Genomic DNA, 17,983 nt, shown 5'->3' with positions numbered 1-17,983 from the left:
CGGCCGACACCGTCCCGGGTGCTGCTTTTCACCAGCGGTCCGTGGGAGGGCGGGGCGGGAGCCGACACACAGCTGGCGGCGTCGATCGCCGACTGCATGCCGGAGAGGGACTTTCTGTGGTTCAGCCGCTGGCCGCGGCACGGCCCGCCCGGAACGGCCCGCGGCCGGGGCGTCCCCCTCGTGTCCCGGGACGGCGCGCCGCACGTCCCGGAGCGGCTTCAGGCGGCCCTCGCCGGGAGCGTCCTGGCACGCCGTACGGACCTGGTGCACGCGATCCTGACGATCGGCGGGACCTATCCGCTGTTCTCCCGGCTGCGGCGGGGTCTGCTCGGCGGCGGCCCGGTCATCCACACGGTGCCCGGGGTGATGGACGCCGGGCTGCTGGAGCGGTCCCGGCCGCTGGGCGTGACCGTCGCCCTCTCGGAGGCGACGGCGGGGCAGCTGCGTGCCGCGGGGTTCGGGGACGTACGGGTGATACCGCCGACGATCCCGCTCGACCGGTGGCCGTGGCGCCCGCGTGCCCCGGGACCTCCGCTGGTCGTGTTCGCCGGCCATCACGACCCGGCGGGCGGCGCGTGTGAGGCGATCGCCGCCGCGGCGCAGGCGCACCGCTCGGGGGCGCGCTTCCGTCTGGTGCTGGCGATGCGGGGCCGGCCGGGGCAGGACGAGCGCGCGCTCCGCAGCGGGCTGCTGGCCCTGGCGGCCCGCGAGGGACTGCCGCGGCCGGACGTCCTCGGTCATGTGCCGGACATGCCGGGGCTGCTGGCGGCGGCGGACATCGTGCTCTTCACCCCGCGCTCCCTCGGCGGGAAGGCGGACGTCCCCTTCATCGTGCTGGAGGCGCTCGCCACGGGGCGCCCCGTGGTCCTCAGCGACCTGCCCCAGTTCGCCGGGCTGGGTTCCGCGGCGCTCCGGGCCCCTGTCGGCGACGCGTTCCGCACGGGTGAGCTGCTGACCCGGCTGCTGGAGCAGCCGCGGAGCTGGGAGATGCTGGCCCGGCGCGGCCGTGCCACGGTGGAGGAGCGGTTCGGACCCGACCGCTTCCGCACGCAGTACGAGTGTCTGTACCAGGAGTCCCTGGCATGAACCCGGCATGGCGACAGGCGGCCGGCACCGGCAACCGGGCCGCGCCGTACCGCAGGCGGCACCTCAGTGTCCTCACGGCCGCGTTGCTGGTCGCCGCGTGCTCCCCGGCGGCCGTGGAGCGCGACGAGGGCCGGGGGCACGTCTTCGGCACGTTGCAGACCATGGCCGAGAAGGCGCAACTGGAGCGCAGCAAGGGCATCAGGGTCGCCCATCTGCAGATCTTCTGGGACCGGTACGAGACGGCCGAAGGCCACTTCTCCTCCCGGTACCTGGACAGCGTCAGGAGCTCCCTGGAGCGGCTCCAACGGGCGGGTTCGCTCATCGAGGTGAGCCTCGGCCTGCATCACGCGCCGGACTGGCTCTTCGACGAGTATCCGGAGGCCGCCTACGTCGACCAGGACGGAAACCGGCTCACCGACGCGCCCAACATGGTCTTCAGCCAGACCGTGCGCGAGAAGGCGCAGCGTTACGTGGAGCGGGTGGACCGGGAGATCGGGCTGGACAACTTCTGGGCGATCCGGGTGGGCGTGAGCGGCACCGGCGAGTTCGGCTACCCCTCGGGCGACGGGGACAACTCCTACTGGGCCTTCGACGCCAACGCCCAGAGCCCGGACCGCGCGGGCCGGCCGCCCGGTACCCCCGCGAACCCGTCCCCCGGCTGGAAGCCGGGCCAACGCGATTACGGGGGAAGGGAGTTCACCGAGGCTCAGGTCAGCACGTGGTACGACTGGTACCTGCTGGCCCTGTCGAACGCGGTGAACTGGCAGATCGAGTTCTACAGGTCGCTGCGCTACAGCGGCTACCTGAAGGTGCTGCTGGCGGGCAGCGGCTACTACCCGCGCGACCTCCGGCGTGCCGTCCAGCGCCACCTGGACGAGTCCGCGGGGAACCGGCTGGTCACCCTCGGAGTCGGCTTCTTCCGGACCCTGGGACAGATCCGCCACCGTCACAACGTGCAGATCGTGCCGACCTCCCTCGTGGACGGCACCGGCAAGCCCCGGAACAACGGCTGTTCCCCCGAGGACCCCGAGGTGAACGTCCTCGCTCCGCCCGACCGCGTGCACGACGAGTGGTCGTCGATGCGCTGGGTCAGCCGGGCCGCCCGGCAGCACGGCTTCACGCTGCTCAGCGGAGAGAGCGCCGGAACGCGGGTCAGCCCCTACTACCCCGGCGTCATGTCCGCCGCGGCCCGCCAGATGGACACGTGCGGACTACGGGGCCTGATGTGGGCGTTCGACAGCAACCTCTACGACGGCACCCCGGGTTCGTCACTCGCGGACTACTCCGCGATGATCTCCCGTTACGACTGAGGTGATCGCAATGGACGTCACCGTTCTGCGTCCCGACGAACTGACCGCCGCCGACCTCGGCGCGTGGAACGACATGCAGCGCGCGGAGCTGAGACTGGCCAGTCCCTTTCTCGCCAGCGAGTTCACCCGGGCCGTGGGCCGCAGGCGTCCCACCTCCCGGGTGGCACGCCTGCGTGCGGACGGTGACACCGTCGGGTTCTTCCCCTTCGAGCGGCACGCCCTGGGGGCCGGCAAACCGATCGGCTCCGGCTTCTGCGACTGCCAGGGCCTGATCCACCGGCCGGGCCTGAACTGGGACCCCGCGGACCTGCTCAAGGCCTGTGGTCTCGCGCTGTGGGAGTACGACCATCTGGCCGCGGGCCAGACCCCCTTCGAGACGGCGGGCACGCCGCGCGCCCGGGTCGCCTCCCCGGTGATGGAACTGAACGGCGGCCACCAGGCCTACCTGGAACGGCTGCGGCCCAAGACGCTGCGGGCCGCGCGGGGACAGGAACGCAGGCTGGCCCGCGACGTGGGGCCGCTCCGGCTGGACTTCCACGCGCCCGACCCCGCACTGCTGGACACCCTGTTCCGCTGGAAGTCCGCCCAGCTCCAGGCCAGGGGAGAGCGCGACCCGCTCTCCCAGGCCTGGTTCAGGGCGTTCCTGCGGGAACTGTTCGACCTGCCGTCCGAGTCCTGTTCGGGCACCCTGTCCGTGCTTCGCGCGGGTGACACCCCCGTCGCCATGCTCTACGGGCTGCGCTCCCGCGAGGTGTACGCCACCTGGTTCCCCGCCTACGACACCCGGTTCGCCAAGTACTCACCCGGCATCCTGCTCCACCTCAAGTGCGCCGGGGCGGCCGCGGAACGCGGCATCACCCACATCGACATGGGCAAGGGCACCTCCCGCTACAAGGACGCGCTGAAGACGGCGGACCTGAGCGTCACCGAGGGGTACGTCGGCCGGCGCACCCCGGCAGCGGTGCTGTGCAGGTTGCGCATGGCGTCGGGCCGCACCGCCCACACGGCGATCAATGCCAGCCCCCGGGTGCACCGCGCCGCGGTCAGAGCCGTCGGCGTGGTCGACCGCCTCCGCTGACTGCCGCCGCCTCTCCCCGGCCCGGCCTCCCGGCCGCCCGGGGCCCTCCGCCCTACGATGTACGTATACACGTCACACCCGCGGATGCCGGGTCGCGCCGGGGCCCAGCCCCCGAGACGAGGAGGCGGTCATGGCCGAGCAGCGAGCCAGGAGTCGCGGCAAGGGCGGAGCGGCCGCGCCGACCCAGGCCCGCCGCGCCAGCGACCGCGGCCGCTACGGCCGGCTGAACCGGGAGCGGGTGCTGGCCAGTGCCCTGACCCTGGTGGACCGCGAAGGGCTCTCGGCGCTCAGCATGCGCCGCCTCGGCACCGAGCTCGGCGTGGAGGCCATGGCGCTCTACCGGTACGCGTCGAGCAAGGACTCGCTGCTCGACGGGCTGGTCGAGGCGCTGTACCTGGAGCTGGAGGAGCGGCTGGCCGCGGACACCGACGAGGACCCCGACTGGCGGGCGGGGCTGCACCGGATCGCCCGCGCGACCTACGCCGTGTGTCTCACGCACCCCCAGGCGGTGCCGCTGCTCTCGACGCGTCTGCTGGCGGTGCCGCTCGCCCGCAGGCCCGCCGCGGTCCTGCGGGATCACGAGAGGGTGCTGTCCCTGCTGCGGGGCGCCGGCTTCGACGACGCGGCCGCGGCCGATGTGTTCCGCGCCTTCACGGCCTGGCTGCTGGGCTACGTGTCCGTGGAGCTGCGCCCGACGGTGGACAACGCCGACGAGACCGACCCGGCCTTCCGCCTCGGACTGCACCGGCTGTCCGCGAAGGAGCTGCCGACCCTCAGGGAGGCGGCGGCGGCGCTCGCCGAGCAGGGCGGCCCGGAGGGCCTCGCGGCCGGTCTCGACGCCCTGCTCGACGGCTTCACCGGCGGCTCGCCTTCCGCAGCATCCCGCTGAACGGCGTGTCCGGGCGTTCCAGGCGCTCGCCGTCCAGCGTGATGTCGACGACCTCGTTGAAGAAGGCCACGCGCCCCTGGATCGCCGCCACCGCGGGCAGCGGTTCGGGATAGGTCCACACGAGGTTGGGCGGCACGTCGCCCTCGTCGCGCCAGGACCAGTACGAGGCGGTGCCCTTGTAGGGGCACCCGGTGTGGTGGCCGGTGGCGTCGAACAGGTCGAGGCGGACGTCCTCCCGGGGGAGGTAGTACCGGGTGGGCAGCGAGGTCTCGAAGAGCAGGACGGGGTCGTGGCTGTCCGCGACGACCTGCCCGTCGATCTCGACCCGCACGTGCCGGCTGCTGGGCAGCGCGTCGACGCGCTTGTGCGGGTCACGGGGGTGGATGAAGATCTCTTCGTCCTCCTCGTACCAGTGGTCGAGGCCCGTGTCGGTGCGCCTGAACCATTCGAAGGCGATGTGACCGGCCAGGTCGTCGGCGGGGAAGGTCCAGGCCGCGTTCGCGCGTACCTCACCGTCGCCGGCGGCCAGGTCGTAGAAGATCCGGGAGCCGGTGTGGGTGCCGGTGGGCGGGTCGGCCGCCGGGCGCAGGAGGTCGGTACGCACGTCGGCCCGCGGGAAGGCGTACTGGGGCACGGGCAGGCCGGGTTCCCAGACGAGCACCGGGTGGCGGCTGTCGACGACGGTGACGTCGCCCTTGCGGCCGCGCACCCAGCGCTCGCTGGGCTCCCACAGGAGGCCTTCCGGGGTGGTGCTGATCGAGCCGGCGGCGGGATGGGCCGGGTGGGTGGTCATGGCCGGTGCTCCTTCCGGAGGTCCGGTTTGCCGTTCCCCTCCACGGTCGCACGGTGTCAGTGCGCCGCGTCCAGCCGGGCGAGCTGCTCCGGGGTCAGCTCCAGGTCCACCGCCGCCAGGTTCTCCTCCAGCTGTGCGACCGAGGAGACCCCCGCCAGCGGCAGGACGGGCAGGTCGCCGCCGATCTGCCAGGCGAGCACGACCTGGTTGACGGTCGCCCCGGTCTCCCGGGCCACCTCGCGCAGTACGGCCAGCCGGGCCGGTGTGCCGGGGTGGTCGAAGTCGGCGGGCAGCCGCTCCGGGCGGGTGTAGGCGCCTTTGAGCAGGGGTGAGTACGCGACCAGGGTCAGGCCGGGTTCGGCCCTGAGGTAGCTCAGCAGGTCAGGGCCGGCGTGGCCGAGGCTGCCGTCCGGGAAGAGGCCGTCGGGCACGTCGGTGCGGGGGCGCAGGTGGGTGTGCGCGTACTGGAGCACCTCGTAGCCGGGCAGGCCGGCCGCGGCGGCAAGGGACCGGGCCCGCTCGACGCGCCAGGTGGCGTGGTTGCTGACGCCGAGCAGTGCGACCGTGCCCTCGGCGACGAGCCCGCCGAAGGCCTCGACGGTCTCCTGGAGCGGGACGGTGTGGTCCTCGATGTGCGCGTAGAGCAGGTCGAGCTTCTCCATGCCGAGCCGCTCGCGGCTGCGCTGCGCCGACTCGCGGATCACCTTCGCCGACAGGCCCTCGGGGTTGTCGGTGTAGCCGGTGCCGGGGGCCAGGGGGCGGGCGCCGAGCTTCGTCGCGATGACGATCTCGTCGCCGACGCCGCGGCTGCGCCGCCAGCGCCCGAGGAGTTCCTCGCTCTGGCCGCCCTGGCCGCCGTCGGTCCAGAAGGCGTAGTTGTCGGACGTGTCGATGAAGGTGCCGCCGGCCTCGACGTAGCGGTCGAGCACGGCGAAGGACGTCGCCTCGTCCGTCACCGAGCCGAACAGCATCGCGCCGAGCGCGAGCACGCTCACCTCGCGGCGGGTGCGCGGGTCCGTGCCGATCGTGCGGTACTTCATGGGTGTCTCCCCTCGGGCGTGCCCCGGGGTTCGGGGCACGCTGGGGAGTCTTCAGCTTGGAGTGCTCTTGAGGTCAAGGGGGTACGCACAGGGCCGGCGTGTACGCACAACGAAAGGGTCCCGCAGGCATCGGCCTGCGGGACCCTTCGCACCGTCGGGACGACAGGATTTGAACCTGCGACCCCTTGACCCCCAGTCAAGTGCGCTACCAAGCTGCGCCACGTCCCGGTGCGCGCCACCCGCGGTGAGCCGCGTGATCGCGCGAACAGCACTTTACCCCACACCCCTGGCCGCGCCGAAAGCGGGCCGGGCGGGACAATCGGCGTATGGGCAGCACAGGAGAGAACACCCCGGACCGGCCTGGCGACGCACGGGACCGTGACAGTGAGGGGCGGGCGCGCAACGCCCGGCCCCGGGACGGTCTCGGGCGGCCCCTTCCGTACGGCGCGGACGGGGTGCCCCGGCAGCCCGAGGGTGTCGTCCGCACCCCCGAGGAGACCGTCGCGGAAGCGCAGCGGCTGCTGGACGAGGGCAAGCCGTTCCACGCGCACGAGGTGTTCGAGGACGCGTGGAAGTCGGGGCCCGATCAGGAGCGCGAGCTGTGGCGGGGGCTCGCCCAGCTCGCCGTGGGGCTCACGCACGCCGCCCGGGGGAACCTGACCGGCGGGGCCCGGCTGCTGCGGCGCGGGGCGGGAGCGGCCGAGGCGTGGGGATCCGCGGCCGGGCAGGATCTGCCGCACGGGATCGACGTCGTGAGCGTGGCCGCGTGGGCGCGGGAGCTGGCCGGGGACGTGGAACGAACCGGCCGGCCGGTCGACGCGGGGTCGCGGGCGCCTCGGCTGCGGGGTCCGGCAGCCGGGCGCTGAGCTGCGGCGACGGACGATGGCCTCCCCCACACCCAGGGGCGACGAGCCGACCTCGGTGTACCCGCCCCGGTTTGCGTGCGGCAGACTCGGGCCGTGCGAAAGATTCATGTCATCGGTATCGGTGCGGGCGACCCCGACCAGCTCACCCTCCAGGCGGTCAGGGCGCTGCGGAGCACGGACGTGTTCTTCATCCTGGAGAAGGGCGAGGTGAAGGCGGATCTCACCGGGCTGCGCCGGGACATGCTCGACGCGCACGTGCCCGGGGGGACGTACCGCGTCGTCGAGGCGCGCGACCCCGAGCGGGACCGGAGCGCCGGTGGCGCGGCGTACTCCCCCGCCGTCGGGGACTGGCGCAGCGCCCGGGCCGACATCTATGAGCGGCTGATCGCCGAGGAGCTGGGCGAGGAGCAGACCGGCGCGTTCCTGGTGTGGGGCGACCCGTCGCTGTACGACAGCACGCTGGGGATCCTGGAGGAGGTGCTGGAGCGGGGCGCCGTGGCGTTCGACTACGACGTCGTGCCCGGCATCAGCAGCGTCTCGGCGCTCGTCGCCCGGCACCGCACGGGCCTCAACCGGGTGGCCCGGCCGGTGCAGATCACCACCGGGCGGCGGCTGGCGGAGGGCTTCCCGGAGGGTGTGGACGACGTGGTGGTGATGCTGGATGCCCACCAGACGTTCCGGCAGTACGCGCAGGAGGACGTCGACATCTACTGGGGCGCCTACATCGGCACCCCGGACGAGATCCTCGCCTCCGGCCCGATCGCCGAGGCCGGGCCCCGCATCGAGCGGCTGCGGGCCGAGGCCCGTGAGCGCAAGGGCTGGATCATGGACACGTATCTGCTGCGCCGGAACCCCCGCGGCTGACGGGAGCGGCGGGCACATCACCGGGCACCCGTGTGACCTTCTTCCGTACGCTGGGCAGTTCGGAGGGAGGCGGCGGTCCTCACCCGGGCCTGGGCCGACTGGCTGGAGGACCGGCTGGGGCGGGACATCGGCCGTCCTTCGGACAGCGACCTGCGGGTGGCGGTCGACGCGATCGCGAAGCGGCTGCTGGTGGAGGATCTGAGCCATGGGCTGCCGCGTAGTGGGGAGAAGTCCCTCGCGGCCGGCTCGGTGTGAGCGTCCTACCCGAGCCCCAGCCGCTCCAGCACGCCTGCCACATCGGGAACGGCCGTCACGCCGTCCGGCAGCGGCGGCCGCCGTACGACCACGACCGGCAGACCGAGGTCCCGGGCCGCGGTCAGTTTGGCCGCCGTCGCCGCTCCCCCGCTGTCCTTGGTCACGAGGACGTCGATGCGGTGCTCACGCAGCAGGGCCGTCTCGCCGGGGACGGTGAACGGGCCGCGGGCGAGCAGCACATGGGTGTCGGGCGGCATCGGCGGCTCGGGGGGATCCACCGACCGTACGACGAAGTGGAGCCGCGTCAGGTGGGCGAAGGAGGCCAGGCCGAGCCGCCCGGTGGTGAGGAGCACCCGGTGGCCGAGGTGCGGGAGCAGGCCGGCTGCCGCGTCCAGCGAGGGGGCCGGGTGCCAGTGGTCCCCGGGGCGGGGCCGCCACCCGGGGCGGCGGAGCACCACCGCGGGTACGCCGGTCTCGGCCGCGGCGCGGGCGGCGTTGGCCGTGATCGACCCGGCGAAGGGGTGCGTGGCGTCGACGAGGGCGTCCACGCCCTGCTCGCGCAGCCACCCGGCCAGTCCCCGGGCCCCGCCGAAGCCCCCGACGCGCACGTCCCCGTCGAGCGCTCCCGGCTTCGCCGTGCGCCCGGCGAGTGACGTCGTGACGCGGACACCGGGGTGCTCGGCCAGCGCGGCGGCCAGGGCACGGGCCTCGGCCGTGCCGCCGAGGACGAGGACGTGAGGGGACACGGCGTCGAGCGTACGAGGTCGGGTTCTGCCCTGGGCGGGGCGGGTGTGGGGTTCCGCCCGGGGCGGGGCGGGTGGTGACCGGCGATCACCGCTCCCGGTCGTTATCGTCCTGGCATGGAGTCCGTGCGTGCCGTGCTCATCGACATCGACGGGGTGCTCACCGTCTCGTGGCGGCCGTTGCCCGGGGCCGTCGAGGCGTTGCGGGAGGTCAGGGCGGCCGGGTTCGCCGTCCTGCTGGTCACCAACACCACCTCCCGCACCCGGGCGTCGATCGCCGGGACGCTGGCGCAGGCGGGGTTCCCGGTGTCCGCCGGGGAGATCCTGACCGCGCCCGCCGCCACCGCCGCGTACCTGGCCGAGCACTGTCCCGGTGCCCGGTGCGCGCTGCTGAACAGTGGCGACATCGCGGAGGACCTCGACGGTGTCACGGTCGTCGGGGAGGGTGACACCGGGGCCGTGCCGGACGTCGTCCTGGTCGGTGGGGCCGGTCCCGAGTTCGGGTACACGGAGCTCGACCGGGTCTTCGGGCATCTCCAGCGCGGAGCCCGGCTGGTGGCGATGCACCGCAACCTGTACTGGCGTACGGACGAGGGGCTGCGGCTGGATTCCGGGGCGTTCCTCGCCGGGCTGGAACGGGCCGCGCGGGTGGAGGCCGAGATCACCGGCAAGCCGGCACGCGCGTTCTTCGCGTCGGCACTCTCCCGGCTGGGCGTCGGCGCGCGGGAGGCGGTGATGGTCGGGGACGACGTCGAGTCCGACGTGCTGGCGGCGCAGCGGGCCGGCGTCACCGGGGTGCTCGTGCGGACGGGCAAGTTCCAGCCGGAGACGCTGCGGGACGCCGACGGCACGCCCGACCACGTGATCGACTCCTTCGCGGACCTTCCGGCGCTGCTGCGGGAGTCAGCGCAGCAGTAGTTGCAGGCCGCCCAGGACGGTCGCCGCGATGACGAGCTGTTCGAACAGCCGCTGGTTGATCCTGTGCACGGCCCACTTGCCCAGCAGCGCGCCGGGCACCACGAACGCCACGAGCGCCAGGTCCAGGAGCAGCGAGCGGCCGTCGATCAGGCCGAGGCCCGCGCTGAAGGGCAGCTTGGAGACGTTGACGATGAGGAAGAAGAAGGCCGAGGTGCCGAGGAAGCCGAGCTTGCGGAAGCCCGCGGAGAGCAGGTACATCGACATCACGGGGCCGCCGGCGTTGGCGACCATGGTGGTGAAGCCGCCGAGCACGCCGTAGGAGCGGGCCTTGAGGCGGCCCGACCGGGTGGCGACCGAGTCCGGCTCCTCCTCCTTGTCGGCCGTGCGCCGGCGCCACACCGTCACGGCCGCCATCAGCAGCAGGATCGCGCCGATCGAGGTCCGTACGACCGCGTCGTCCGCCCAGAGCAGGAACACCGTGCCGACGACGACGCCCGCGGCGACCGCCGGGAACAGCCGCCACAGGGTGGGCCAGTGGGCGTGCCGCCGGTAGGTGGCGACGGCCAGGAGGTCTCCGGCGATCAGGATGGGCAGCAGCACGCCGGTGGAGGCACGGGCGGGCAGCACGGCGGCGAAGATGGCGAGGCTGACCGTGTTGGCCCCGCTCACGGCGGTCTTCGAGAAGCCGACGAGCAGGGCCGCGAAGGCGAGGGCGGCGAACTCCCAGCCGGTGATGTGCCAGAGCGTCATGGTGTTCATGCGAACACTGATGCTATGTGCAACGAACCGGTGCCCGTAAGCGCTGTCTCGCCTGGTGGGCCCGCCGGGCCGCCTGGGCCACCGCTCGGCTGCCGCTATGTCCGCTCGACGAGGACCGCGCTGCCCTGTCCCACGCCGACGCACATCGTGGCGAGGCCCCGTCCCGCCCCGGTGCGCCGCATCCGGTGGAGCAGCGTCGTGAGGATGCGGGCGCCGGAGCAGCCCAGGGGGTGCCCCAGCGCGATGGCGCCGCCGCTGGGGTTGACCAGGTCGGGGTCGATGCCGAGCTGGTCCACGCAGGCCAGGGCCTGGGCGGCGAAGGCCTCGTTGAACTCGGCCTCCTCCAGGTCGCCGACGCTCCAGCCGGCGCGGGTGAGCACCTTGCGGGTGGCGGGGACGGGGCCGATGCCCATGATGTCGGGGTGGACACCGGCGGAGGCGCCGGCGACGTAGCGGCCCAGCGACTCCAGGCCCAGGTCGTTCAGGGCCTCCTCGCTGACGAGGAGGAGCCCGGCGGCGCCGTCGTTCATCGGTGAGGCGTTGCCCGCGGTGACCGTGCCGCCGTCCCGGAAGACCGGCTTCAGCCGGGCCAGCTTCTCGACCGAGGTGTCCTCGCGGACGCACTCGTCGGTGTCGACGACCACGCCGTCGGGGCGCTCCACCGGGAGGAGCTCGTCGTCGAAGTGGCCGTATCTGCGGGCCAGGGCGGCGCGTTGGTGGCTGCGCAGGGCGAAGTCGTCCTGGCGTTCGCGCGGGATGCCGTACCGCGCGGCGACCTCCTCGGCGGTCTCGCCCATGGCCAGCAGGCCGTGCAGATCGCGCATCGCCGGGTTGACCAGGCGCCAGCCGAGACGGGTGTCGGCGGTCTCCATGCGGTGCGGCAGGGCGTCGTCGGGGCGGGGCAGGACGAAGGGGGCGCGGCTCATCGACTCGGAGCCGCCGGCGATCACGACGTCGGCCTCGCCGGCGGCGATGGTGCGGGCGGCCGTGGTCACGGCCTCCAGGCCCGAGGCGCAGAGGCGGTTGACGGTGGCGCCGGGCACCGAGTCGGGGAGACCGGCGAGCAGCGCCGCCATGCGGGCCACGTTGCGGTTGTCCTCGCCGGCCTGGTTCGCCGCGCCCCAGTAGACGTCGTCGATCCGGGCGGGGTCCAGGGCGGGCACGCCGGTCACCAGGGCGCGGACGACGGTCGCCGCGAGGTCGTCGGGCCGTACCGAGGAGAGGGATCCCCGTAGCTTGCCGATGGGGGTGCGGCGGGCGGCCGCGAAGTGGACGGGACGCACGAGAGGCTCCTCACGCCGCGCGACAACGCGCATTAATTAGCACTGCTAGTTTCGAACTATAGCCCCTTGCCCCGCCACCTGTGAAGATTCTGCGCCCACCGGCGTTCCCTACAGGTCATATCGCAGGCCGGACTATCCCCGCACGACGCGTTTGCACCAGTGTGCCCAGGGCACCCGCGCGTTCATGGAGTGGTTGCGGAGCGCCGCCTGCGTGGACGAGGACCCCGAGCTGTTCTTTCCCGTGGGCACCGCCGGCCCCGCCCTGCGGGACGTGAGCGCCGCGAAGCGGATCTGCGCACGCTGCCCGGTGACCGACCCCTGTCTGAGTTTCGCGCTGAGCAGCGGTCAGGCCTCGGGCGTGTGGGGCGGCACCGGCGAGGAGGAGCGCGACGCACTGCTCCGGACGACCAGGAACGACGCGAGAAGGAGAAGTGCCCTATGACGGCTGTGAGGAGCACACTGCCCGACGACGCCCGCAAGGTCTCCTGCGAGGCCCTCCAGGACACGCTGGTGGATCTGCTCGGACTCTCGCTGGTGGGCAAGCAGGCGCACTGGAACGTCGTCGGCCCCCGCTTCCGGTCCATCCACCTCCAGCTCGACGAGGTGGTCACCACGGCACGGGACTTCGCCGACACCGTCGCGGAGCGGTCCGCGGCGCTGGGCGTCCCGCCGGACGGTCGGCCGGAGACCATCGCCAAGGCCTTCACGCTGCCCGCCCCGAAGGAGGGCTGGGTGCGCGACTCGGACGCCGTGGAGGTGATGGTGGAGGCGCTTCAGGAGGCGGTCGGCCGGCTGCGCGAGCGCATCGACGTGACCGAGAAGGCGGACCCGGTGACCCAGGACCTGCTGATCGGCATCACCGCGGAGCTGGAGAAGCAGCGCTGGATGTTCGACGCCGAGAACTTCCCCCGCTGACCTGGCGGGGACGGGCACAGGACGACCGACGTACGTACGGAAGGGGCAGGCGATGACCGACGCCCTCGAACTCGACGCGCTGTGGGAGGACTTCCACCGCGTGGTGAACATGACCTCGCAGGAACTCGCGGCCTGGCTGCGGGTCCGCGACGCCGACGAGGCCACCGAGCCGCTGCCGGACCAGGCGGGCTCCGCCACCGGGCAGCACGTCCTGGCGATCCTCCAGAAGCGGCGCACCGACCTGACCGAGGACGACCTGCGCGTGATGCGGAAGGTCGTGGACACGGTCACCGGGCAGGTGGACCTGGAGAACGAGCCCGAGCCGGAGGTGACGGCCGAGGACACCCGGCGCCGGCGCTGGCTGATGACGGTCGGCCACGACACGCTGAAGGGGTAGGCACGTGGGCCGCCCAGAACGCGTCGTACGGGAACTCGTCGGCGCGCACGGCCGGACGTACGCCGAGGAGGCGGGCATCGGGCTGAAGGACACCCCGCAGCCGCTGTACCGGCTGCTGGTGCTGTCCCACCTGCTCAGTGCCCGCATCCGCGGCTCGATCGCGCTGGCCACCGCCCGTGCCCTGCACGAGGCGGGGCTGCGCGATCCGCGCCGTATGGCGCAGGCCTCCTGGCAGGAACGGGTCGACGCCCTGGGCCAGGGCGGCTACCGGCGCTACGACGAACGCACGGCCACCCAGCTCAGCGACGCCGCCGAGCTGCTGACCGAGCGGTGGGGCGGCGACCTGCGGCGGCTGCGCCGGGAGGCGGACGGCGAGGTCGCCGAACTGCGCCGTCTCCTCCAGGAGTTCCCCGGCATCGGGCCCGCCGGTGCCGACATCTTCCTGCGCGAGGCGCAGGGCATCTGGCCGGAGGCGGCTCCCTACATGGACGCCAAGGCCCTCCAGGGAGCCGAGCGGCTGGACCTGCCCGAGGATCCGGAGCGCCTCACCGAGCTGGCCGGTGACACCGACCCGGCCGTCCTCGCCGCCGCGCTGGTGCGGGCGGCGGTGGAGAAGGAGGTCGCGGAGGACACCCTGCGGCGTGCCGGGTGACCGGCACCCGCCGACGCCTCCGCCGCAAGGCCGCTCACCCGAGCAACCAGCCGCCGTCCACCGTCAGTTCGACGGCGTTGACCGACCGGTTGCGGAGCAGGAAGTCGACCGCGTCGACCACGTCCGCCATGGTGGCGAGCCGGCCCGTGGGGGTCTCGGTGCGCAGCGTGGCGAGCACCTTCTCCGGTTTGGCCTGCCAGTACGGACTGTCGCCCACGACACCGGGATGCACGGTGTTGACCCGGACCGGAGCGAGTTCCACCGCCAGCGAGTTCATCAGGCCCCGCACCCCCGCGTTGACCGTCGCCACCGTCGTCGCGCCCGGGTAGGGGCGTTCCTTCGCCTGGCCGCCGAACAGCACGATGGAGCTGTCGTCGTGCAGCCGGCCGCGCAGCGTGTGCACCACCTCCGTGTAGCCCACCAGCTTCAGGGTGACCAGGCGCAGGGCGGCGTCGATGTCGTACTCGGTCACCTTGTTGTCGTCCCGGGTGACGCCCGCGATCACCAGATGGTCGACGCGCCCCATGCCGGCCAGGGCCCCCGCGACCTCCAGCGGCCGGGCCAGGTCGAGGGCGAGTCCGCGGGCGCCGACCTCCTTCGCGACGGTGTCGGCCCGCTGGACGTCGCGGCTGGTGAGAACGACGTCGTCTCCATGGCCGGCCCGCGCCCGGGCGAACTCCAGCCCGATCCCGGACGTTCCGCCGACGACGAGCACACTGCTCATGACTTCTCCTCCAGTGCCGCGCGCAGATAGTCCCAGTCCCGCGTGAACCGGTACGAGTGCCGTGACGGCGGTTGCGGCGCCTGTGTCTCCAGCCAGCGCAGCGTCCCCTGCCCCGCGTTGACGAATCCGTGCACACATCCGACGCCCGCCCAGGCCAGATCGCCGGGCTCCAGCCGGTACCGCTCGCCGTCCAGGGTGGCCTCGGCCACGCCCTCCAGGATCAGATAGGTCTCCTCGAAGGGATGGTCGTGGGTTCCGATGACCCCGTCGGACGCGTACTGCACCATGAACATGGTCGAGGCGACCGCGCCCAGATCGCCGTCGATCATCATCTTCACCGTGATCCCGCTGTAGACCAGCAGCGCGGTCCGCATGCTCGCCGTGACGGCCAGCAGGTCCTGCGACTGCTTGCCGGGATCCATCTGGCCGGGCTCGAAGTGGCCGAAGGAGCGGGTGCGCGGGTCACGGACGTCGACCCGGGCCGGCTCGCGCGCGGGCAGGTCCGGCACGGCCTGGGTGTCGTGTCCGTAGCGGGCGCGGGGCACGGGGGCCAGCATGTCCGCCCAGCGGCCGCCGGCGCCCCCGGCCCCGCGCCAGGCGTGCGGAACACCGGTCGGCAGCAGGCCGTAGTCGCCCGTCTCCAGCAGGTACGAGCCGTCCGGAAGGTCGAGGATCACTGCCCCGTCGAGGACGAAGAAGGTCTCCTCGTAGGAGTGCACGTGGGCGGGCACCCGCCCGTCGGGCCGCAGTTCGCACAGGCCGAAGCCGGTGTGGACGCTGCCGTCGTCCTCGCCGACCAGCGCCCGGCGCCGGTGACCGCGGCCGTCGTGCGGCGGCTCGGCCGGGCCGGCGGCGTGACGCACCAGGTGATTCGTCATGCCGGCGCCTTCGCCCCCTTGGCCTCCTTCGCCGCGAGGAGCCGGTCCCTGGACTCGCCGACGAGCCGCAGTGCACGGGCGGTGTCGCCGAGGAGGCTGCCGTCCCGCTTGTGGATCACGCCGTCGACGAGGACCGTGTCCACGTTGGAGACATCGGCGCACAGGGTCACGGCGGCCGCCGCGTCGTGCACGGGGGCGACGTTCGGGGCGGTGGCGTCGATCCCCACGATGTCGGCGCGCTTGCCCGGGGTCAGGGAGCCGGTGCGGTCCTCCAGACCGGCGACGTGGGCCCCGTTCACGGTGGCGATCTCCAGCATCTGACGTGCCGTCAGCATCGTGCCGGGGACGGGCATGTTGGCCTGCCAGCAGTCGGCGTTGACGCGTGCGCGCTCGGCCCCGAAGGCCGCACGGATCTGGGTGAACATGTCGCCGGGAACGGTGGTGACCACGTCGATGCTGAGGGAGGGCCGCAGACCGTGCTCGATGGCCTGCATCACGGGCGGCCAGCCGTGCCCCATCTGGAGCTCCACCTGCGGCGCGACCGACACCGTGCCACCGCTGTCGGCGACCATCCGCCACTCCTCCGCGCTGAGGTAACAGCTGTGCACGTAAGTGGTGTCCGGGCCGAGCAGCCCCAGCCCGTGGAGCTGCCTGACCATGCCGAAACGGCCGGCGAGGCGGCCCATGGCCACGTGCACGGTGATGGGGAGGCCGAGCTCGCGCGCCATGGCCCACTCGGCGGTGACGACCTCGTCGACGCAGAAGCCGGGGCCGCGGGTGGCGAGGCCCATGGTGAGCAGGCCGTCGTCGGACGCGAAGTGCGTCGACCGGATCCGCCGTACGTCGTCCGCCGGGATCACGATCCGGCTCTCGAACCAGTAGTCCGCGAGGGACGTGTTGGCGCTGCCGTACGCGTACCGCGCCCGGATGCCGGAGTCCTTCAGGCCCTGGATCGCCGCGTCCGGATGTTCGGGGGTGTTGTTGATGTGCGACCAGTCGACGAGGGTGGTGATGCCGGCGTTGAGGCACTCCAGGGCGCCCGCGAGGTTGCCCGCGTACACGTCCTCGGGGGTGTACAGCGGTGCGAAGGTGTCGAGGATGTCGACGAAGTAGTCGTCGAGGGTGGCGTCGGGGGCGACGCCCCGGATGGGGGCCTCCCAGGTGTGACGGTGGGTGTCGACGAAGCCGGGGATCACGATGTGGCCGGTCATGTCGAGGACCTCGGCGTCGGCGCTGATCTCCGGCTCGACGGCCGCGATCCGGCCGTCCTCGACGAGGACGTCCCCCTGGGGCAGGTCCCCGATGTCCGGGTCCATCGAGATCACGTGACCGGAGCGCAGCAGTGTCCTGGTGGTCATCGCGCTTCCTCCCATGGGGTGTGCGGTGGCGGGTGTGCGGCTCAGTACGCGGCGAGCCGGCGGACCTCCGTGACGATCTTGTCGACGGTGGGGATGACCTGTTGCTCCAGCGTGTCGGCGAACGGCAGCGGGACGCACTCCCCCGCGACCCGCCGCACGGGCGCGTCCAGCAGGGCGAATCCCTCGTCGGCGACGACCGAGACGACGGTGGCGCCCCAGCCGCCCTGGTACGGGTTCTCCTCGACGGTGACGAGCCGCGAGGTCTTGCCCAGCGAGGCGAGGACGGTCGTGGCGTCCAGCGGGACCAGACAGCGCAGGTCGACCACCTCGGCCTCGATGCCCTCCCGGGCCAGGACGTCTGCGGCCTCGCGGGCCAGGGGAACCGTCGAGGCGAGCGCGACGAGCGTGACGTCGGTGCCCTCGCGGACGACCGCGGCCCGGCCGAGCTCCACGACGTGACCGGGCGGGGGCTTCGGCCCCTTGGTCGCGAGCAGCCCCTTGTGCTCGAAGAAGACCACCGGGTCGTCGCTGCGGATCGCCGCCGCCAGCATGCCGGTGACGTCGGCCGGTGTCGCCGGCGCCGCGATCTTCAGCCCGGGGACGGTCAGCGCCCAGTTCTCGGTGGCCTGGGAGTGCTGGGCGCCGAAGCCGAGCCCGCCGCCGTTGGCGGTGCGCACGACGAGGGGCACGGTCACCTGGCCGCCGGTCATGTAGCGAACCTTGGGGATCTCGTTGGCGAGGTAGTCCCAGCAGCAGGCCAGGAAGTCGGAGAACATGATCTCCGCGACCGGGCGCATCCCCGTCATGGCGGCGCCCATCGCCGCGCCCACGATGGCCTGTTCGGAGATCGGCGTGTCCCACACGCGCTCGGGCCCGAACTCCTCCAGCAGCCCCGTGGTCGTCTTGAACACCCCGCCGGCCGCGGCGATGTCCTCCCCGAGGCACACGACTGAGGCGTCCCGCCGCATCTCGCGGGCGATGCCCTCGGCGACCGCGTTCCGGTAGGTGATCACGTCCGCCATGCGGCACCCCCGTCCGCCCACATGTCGGTCAGTGCCTCACGCGGGTCGGGCGGCGGCGCGGCCTGCGCCGCCCCCCCCGCCCCCGCCCCCACCACCCCGGCCCCCCCCGCGGCCCCCGCCGAGCGGGAGAGCGGCGGGTGGGGGGAGAGAGGG

At 73.1% G+C, this 17,983-nt stretch carries 20 protein-coding genes, 1 tRNA gene and 1 pseudogene; 12 read left to right on the top strand and 10 right to left on the bottom strand.

Going from position 1 to position 17,983, the window contains the following annotated elements:
- The first annotated feature begins 18 nt into the window (after positions 1–18).
- From AB0E85_RS24730 to AB0E85_RS24715, 4 genes are all read left to right on the top strand, one after another.
- Entirely contained in the window at positions 19–1,086 is a 1,068-nt protein-coding gene (locus AB0E85_RS24730) for a glycosyltransferase family 4 protein (protein WP_361930998.1), read from the top strand.
- Positions 1,083–2,396 (top strand): beta-galactosidase, encoded by a 1,314-nt coding sequence (locus AB0E85_RS24725; RefSeq protein WP_361930995.1) that lies wholly within the window; start codon positions 1,083–1,085, stop codon positions 2,394–2,396. The genes AB0E85_RS24730 and AB0E85_RS24725 overlap by 4 nt, the downstream gene beginning before the upstream one ends.
- 10 nt (positions 2,397–2,406) lie before the next feature.
- The gene (locus AB0E85_RS24720; protein WP_361930992.1) at positions 2,407–3,474 is read left to right on the top strand and encodes a GNAT family N-acetyltransferase; all 1,068 of its coding nucleotides are present in this window, start codon (positions 2,407–2,409) and stop codon (positions 3,472–3,474) included.
- Between the two features lie 130 nt (positions 3,475–3,604).
- Complete coding sequence (locus AB0E85_RS24715) at positions 3,605–4,363, top strand: TetR/AcrR family transcriptional regulator (protein ID WP_361930990.1); 759 nt, start codon at positions 3,605–3,607, stop codon at positions 4,361–4,363.
- Here AB0E85_RS24715 and AB0E85_RS24710 read toward each other — a convergent pair.
- From AB0E85_RS24710 to AB0E85_RS24700, 3 genes are all read right to left on the bottom strand, one after another.
- Positions 4,329–5,156: a DUF427 domain-containing protein gene (locus tag AB0E85_RS24710; protein ID WP_361930987.1), complete on the bottom strand. Its 828-nt coding sequence runs from the start codon at positions 5,154–5,156 to the stop codon at positions 4,329–4,331. The two genes, AB0E85_RS24715 and AB0E85_RS24710, sit on opposite strands and share 35 nt — an antisense overlap.
- A gap of 56 nt (positions 5,157–5,212) precedes the next feature.
- Entirely contained in the window at positions 5,213–6,196 is a 984-nt protein-coding gene (locus AB0E85_RS24705) for an aldo/keto reductase (RefSeq protein ID WP_361930984.1), read from the bottom strand.
- Between the two features lie 154 nt (positions 6,197–6,350).
- Positions 6,351–6,424, bottom strand: a tRNA-Pro gene (locus tag AB0E85_RS24700).
- 98 nt (positions 6,425–6,522) lie between these two features.
- Here AB0E85_RS24700 and AB0E85_RS24695 point away from each other — a divergent pair.
- The 3 genes and pseudogenes from AB0E85_RS24695 to AB0E85_RS24685 all read left to right on the top strand — a co-directional run.
- Positions 6,523–7,062: a DUF309 domain-containing protein gene (locus tag AB0E85_RS24695; RefSeq protein ID WP_361930982.1), complete on the top strand. Its 540-nt coding sequence runs from the start codon at positions 6,523–6,525 to the stop codon at positions 7,060–7,062.
- Between the two features lie 93 nt (positions 7,063–7,155).
- Entirely contained in the window at positions 7,156–7,926 is a 771-nt protein-coding gene (gene cobF / locus AB0E85_RS24690; protein WP_361930979.1) for a precorrin-6A synthase (deacetylating), read from the top strand.
- Between the two features lie 63 nt (positions 7,927–7,989).
- Positions 7,990–8,181: pseudogene (locus AB0E85_RS24685) on the top strand (hypothetical protein); the annotation flags it as partial.
- 5 nt (positions 8,182–8,186) lie between these two features.
- On the opposite strand, the gene AB0E85_RS24680 reads toward AB0E85_RS24685, so the two are convergent.
- Positions 8,187–8,927 carry a cobalt-precorrin-6A reductase gene (locus AB0E85_RS24680; RefSeq protein ID WP_361930977.1) on the bottom strand — a complete coding sequence of 247 codons (741 nt, stop codon included), beginning with the start codon at positions 8,925–8,927 and terminating at the stop codon, positions 8,187–8,189.
- A 114-nt stretch (positions 8,928–9,041) separates the two neighbouring features.
- Here AB0E85_RS24680 and AB0E85_RS24675 point away from each other — a divergent pair, with 114 nt between their 5' ends.
- Entirely contained in the window at positions 9,042–9,842 is an 801-nt protein-coding gene (locus AB0E85_RS24675; protein WP_361930974.1) for an HAD-IIA family hydrolase, read from the top strand.
- On the opposite strand, the gene AB0E85_RS24670 is transcribed toward AB0E85_RS24675, so the two are convergent.
- The gene (locus AB0E85_RS24670) at positions 9,828–10,601 is read right to left on the bottom strand and encodes a sulfite exporter TauE/SafE family protein (RefSeq protein WP_361930972.1); all 774 of its coding nucleotides are present in this window, start codon (positions 10,599–10,601) and stop codon (positions 9,828–9,830) included. The two genes, AB0E85_RS24675 and AB0E85_RS24670, sit on opposite strands and share 15 nt — an antisense overlap.
- A 95-nt stretch (positions 10,602–10,696) precedes the next feature.
- Positions 10,697–11,884, bottom strand: coding sequence for a thiolase family protein (locus AB0E85_RS24665; RefSeq protein ID WP_361930969.1), 1,188 nt, complete (start codon positions 11,882–11,884; stop codon positions 10,697–10,699).
- A gap of 184 nt (positions 11,885–12,068) precedes the next feature.
- Here AB0E85_RS24665 and AB0E85_RS24660 point away from each other — a divergent pair, with 184 nt between their 5' ends.
- Genes AB0E85_RS24660 through AB0E85_RS24645 form a run of 4 tightly spaced genes read left to right on the top strand, consistent with a single transcriptional unit; the run spans position 12,069 to position 13,848 of the window.
- The gene (locus AB0E85_RS24660) at positions 12,069–12,326 is read left to right on the top strand and encodes a WhiB family transcriptional regulator (RefSeq protein WP_361930966.1); all 258 of its coding nucleotides are present in this window, start codon (positions 12,069–12,071) and stop codon (positions 12,324–12,326) included.
- Positions 12,323–12,799, top strand: a complete 477-nt coding sequence (locus AB0E85_RS24655) for a DNA starvation/stationary phase protection protein (RefSeq protein ID WP_361930963.1) — start codon at positions 12,323–12,325, stop codon at positions 12,797–12,799. Before AB0E85_RS24660 ends, AB0E85_RS24655 begins: the two co-directional genes overlap by 4 nt.
- A gap of 52 nt (positions 12,800–12,851) precedes the next feature.
- Positions 12,852–13,196: a DUF3140 domain-containing protein gene (locus tag AB0E85_RS24650; RefSeq protein WP_361930960.1), complete on the top strand. Its 345-nt coding sequence runs from the start codon at positions 12,852–12,854 to the stop codon at positions 13,194–13,196.
- Between the two features lie 4 nt (positions 13,197–13,200).
- Complete coding sequence (locus tag AB0E85_RS24645; protein ID WP_361930958.1) at positions 13,201–13,848, top strand: endonuclease; 648 nt, start codon at positions 13,201–13,203, stop codon at positions 13,846–13,848.
- 34 nt (positions 13,849–13,882) lie between these two features.
- Here the strand turns inward: AB0E85_RS24645 and AB0E85_RS24640 are convergent, their stop codons facing one another.
- The 4 genes from AB0E85_RS24640 to AB0E85_RS24625 are packed head-to-tail and all read right to left on the bottom strand — an operon-like array spanning position 13,883 to position 17,830.
- Positions 13,883–14,572, bottom strand: coding sequence for an SDR family oxidoreductase (locus AB0E85_RS24640; RefSeq protein WP_361930955.1), 690 nt, complete (start codon positions 14,570–14,572; stop codon positions 13,883–13,885).
- Positions 14,569–15,450 (bottom strand): cupin domain-containing protein, encoded by an 882-nt coding sequence (locus AB0E85_RS24635; protein WP_361930952.1) that lies wholly within the window; start codon positions 15,448–15,450, stop codon positions 14,569–14,571. The genes AB0E85_RS24640 and AB0E85_RS24635 overlap by 4 nt, the downstream gene beginning before the upstream one ends.
- Positions 15,447–16,808, bottom strand: a complete 1,362-nt coding sequence (locus AB0E85_RS24630; RefSeq protein ID WP_361930949.1) for an amidohydrolase family protein — start codon at positions 16,806–16,808, stop codon at positions 15,447–15,449. Before AB0E85_RS24630 ends, AB0E85_RS24635 begins: the two co-directional genes overlap by 4 nt.
- 41 nt (positions 16,809–16,849) lie before the next feature.
- A complete protein-coding gene (locus AB0E85_RS24625) occupies positions 16,850–17,830 on the bottom strand; it encodes an alpha-ketoacid dehydrogenase subunit beta (RefSeq protein ID WP_361930947.1) in 981 nt (326 codons plus the stop codon).
- Positions 17,831–17,983 lie beyond the last annotated feature (153 nt).

Origin of the sequence: Streptomyces sp. NPDC029044, assembly GCF_040637495.1 — a bacterium.
Taxonomy (GTDB): Bacteria; Actinomycetota; Actinomycetes; order Streptomycetales; family Streptomycetaceae; genus Streptomyces.
The sequence above is the reverse complement of the archived record's forward strand: the minus strand, read 5'-3'. Positions and strand labels throughout refer to the sequence as shown.

Excerpts from the sequence above, each read along its gene's own strand:
- AB0E85_RS24725 (WP_361930995.1), top strand. The coding sequence starts at position 1,083 with ATGAACCCGGCATGGCGACAGGCGGCCGGCACCGGCAACCGGGCCGCG.
- AB0E85_RS24720 (WP_361930992.1), top strand. The coding sequence starts at position 2,407 with ATGGACGTCACCGTTCTGCGTCCCGACGAACTGACCGCCGCCGACCTC.
- AB0E85_RS24715 (WP_361930990.1), top strand. The coding sequence starts at position 3,605 with ATGGCCGAGCAGCGAGCCAGGAGTCGCGGCAAGGGCGGAGCGGCCGCG.
- AB0E85_RS24710 (WP_361930987.1), bottom strand. The coding sequence starts at position 5,156 with ATGACCACCCACCCGGCCCATCCCGCCGCCGGCTCGATCAGCACCACC.
- AB0E85_RS24705 (WP_361930984.1), bottom strand. The coding sequence starts at position 6,196 with ATGAAGTACCGCACGATCGGCACGGACCCGCGCACCCGCCGCGAGGTG.
- AB0E85_RS24695 (WP_361930982.1), top strand. The coding sequence starts at position 6,523 with ATGGGCAGCACAGGAGAGAACACCCCGGACCGGCCTGGCGACGCACGG.
- AB0E85_RS24675 (WP_361930974.1), top strand. The coding sequence starts at position 9,042 with ATGGAGTCCGTGCGTGCCGTGCTCATCGACATCGACGGGGTGCTCACC.
- AB0E85_RS24670 (WP_361930972.1), bottom strand. The coding sequence starts at position 10,601 with ATGAACACCATGACGCTCTGGCACATCACCGGCTGGGAGTTCGCCGCC.
- AB0E85_RS24660 (WP_361930966.1), top strand. The coding sequence starts at position 12,069 with ATGGAGTGGTTGCGGAGCGCCGCCTGCGTGGACGAGGACCCCGAGCTG.
- AB0E85_RS24655 (WP_361930963.1), top strand. The coding sequence starts at position 12,323 with ATGACGGCTGTGAGGAGCACACTGCCCGACGACGCCCGCAAGGTCTCC.
- AB0E85_RS24650 (WP_361930960.1), top strand. The coding sequence starts at position 12,852 with ATGACCGACGCCCTCGAACTCGACGCGCTGTGGGAGGACTTCCACCGC.
- AB0E85_RS24640 (WP_361930955.1), bottom strand. The coding sequence starts at position 14,572 with ATGAGCAGTGTGCTCGTCGTCGGCGGAACGTCCGGGATCGGGCTGGAG.
- AB0E85_RS24635 (WP_361930952.1), bottom strand. The coding sequence starts at position 15,450 with ATGACGAATCACCTGGTGCGTCACGCCGCCGGCCCGGCCGAGCCGCCG.
- AB0E85_RS24630 (WP_361930949.1), bottom strand. The coding sequence starts at position 16,808 with ATGACCACCAGGACACTGCTGCGCTCCGGTCACGTGATCTCGATGGAC.
- AB0E85_RS24625 (WP_361930947.1), bottom strand. The coding sequence starts at position 17,830 with ATGGCGGACGTGATCACCTACCGGAACGCGGTCGCCGAGGGCATCGCC.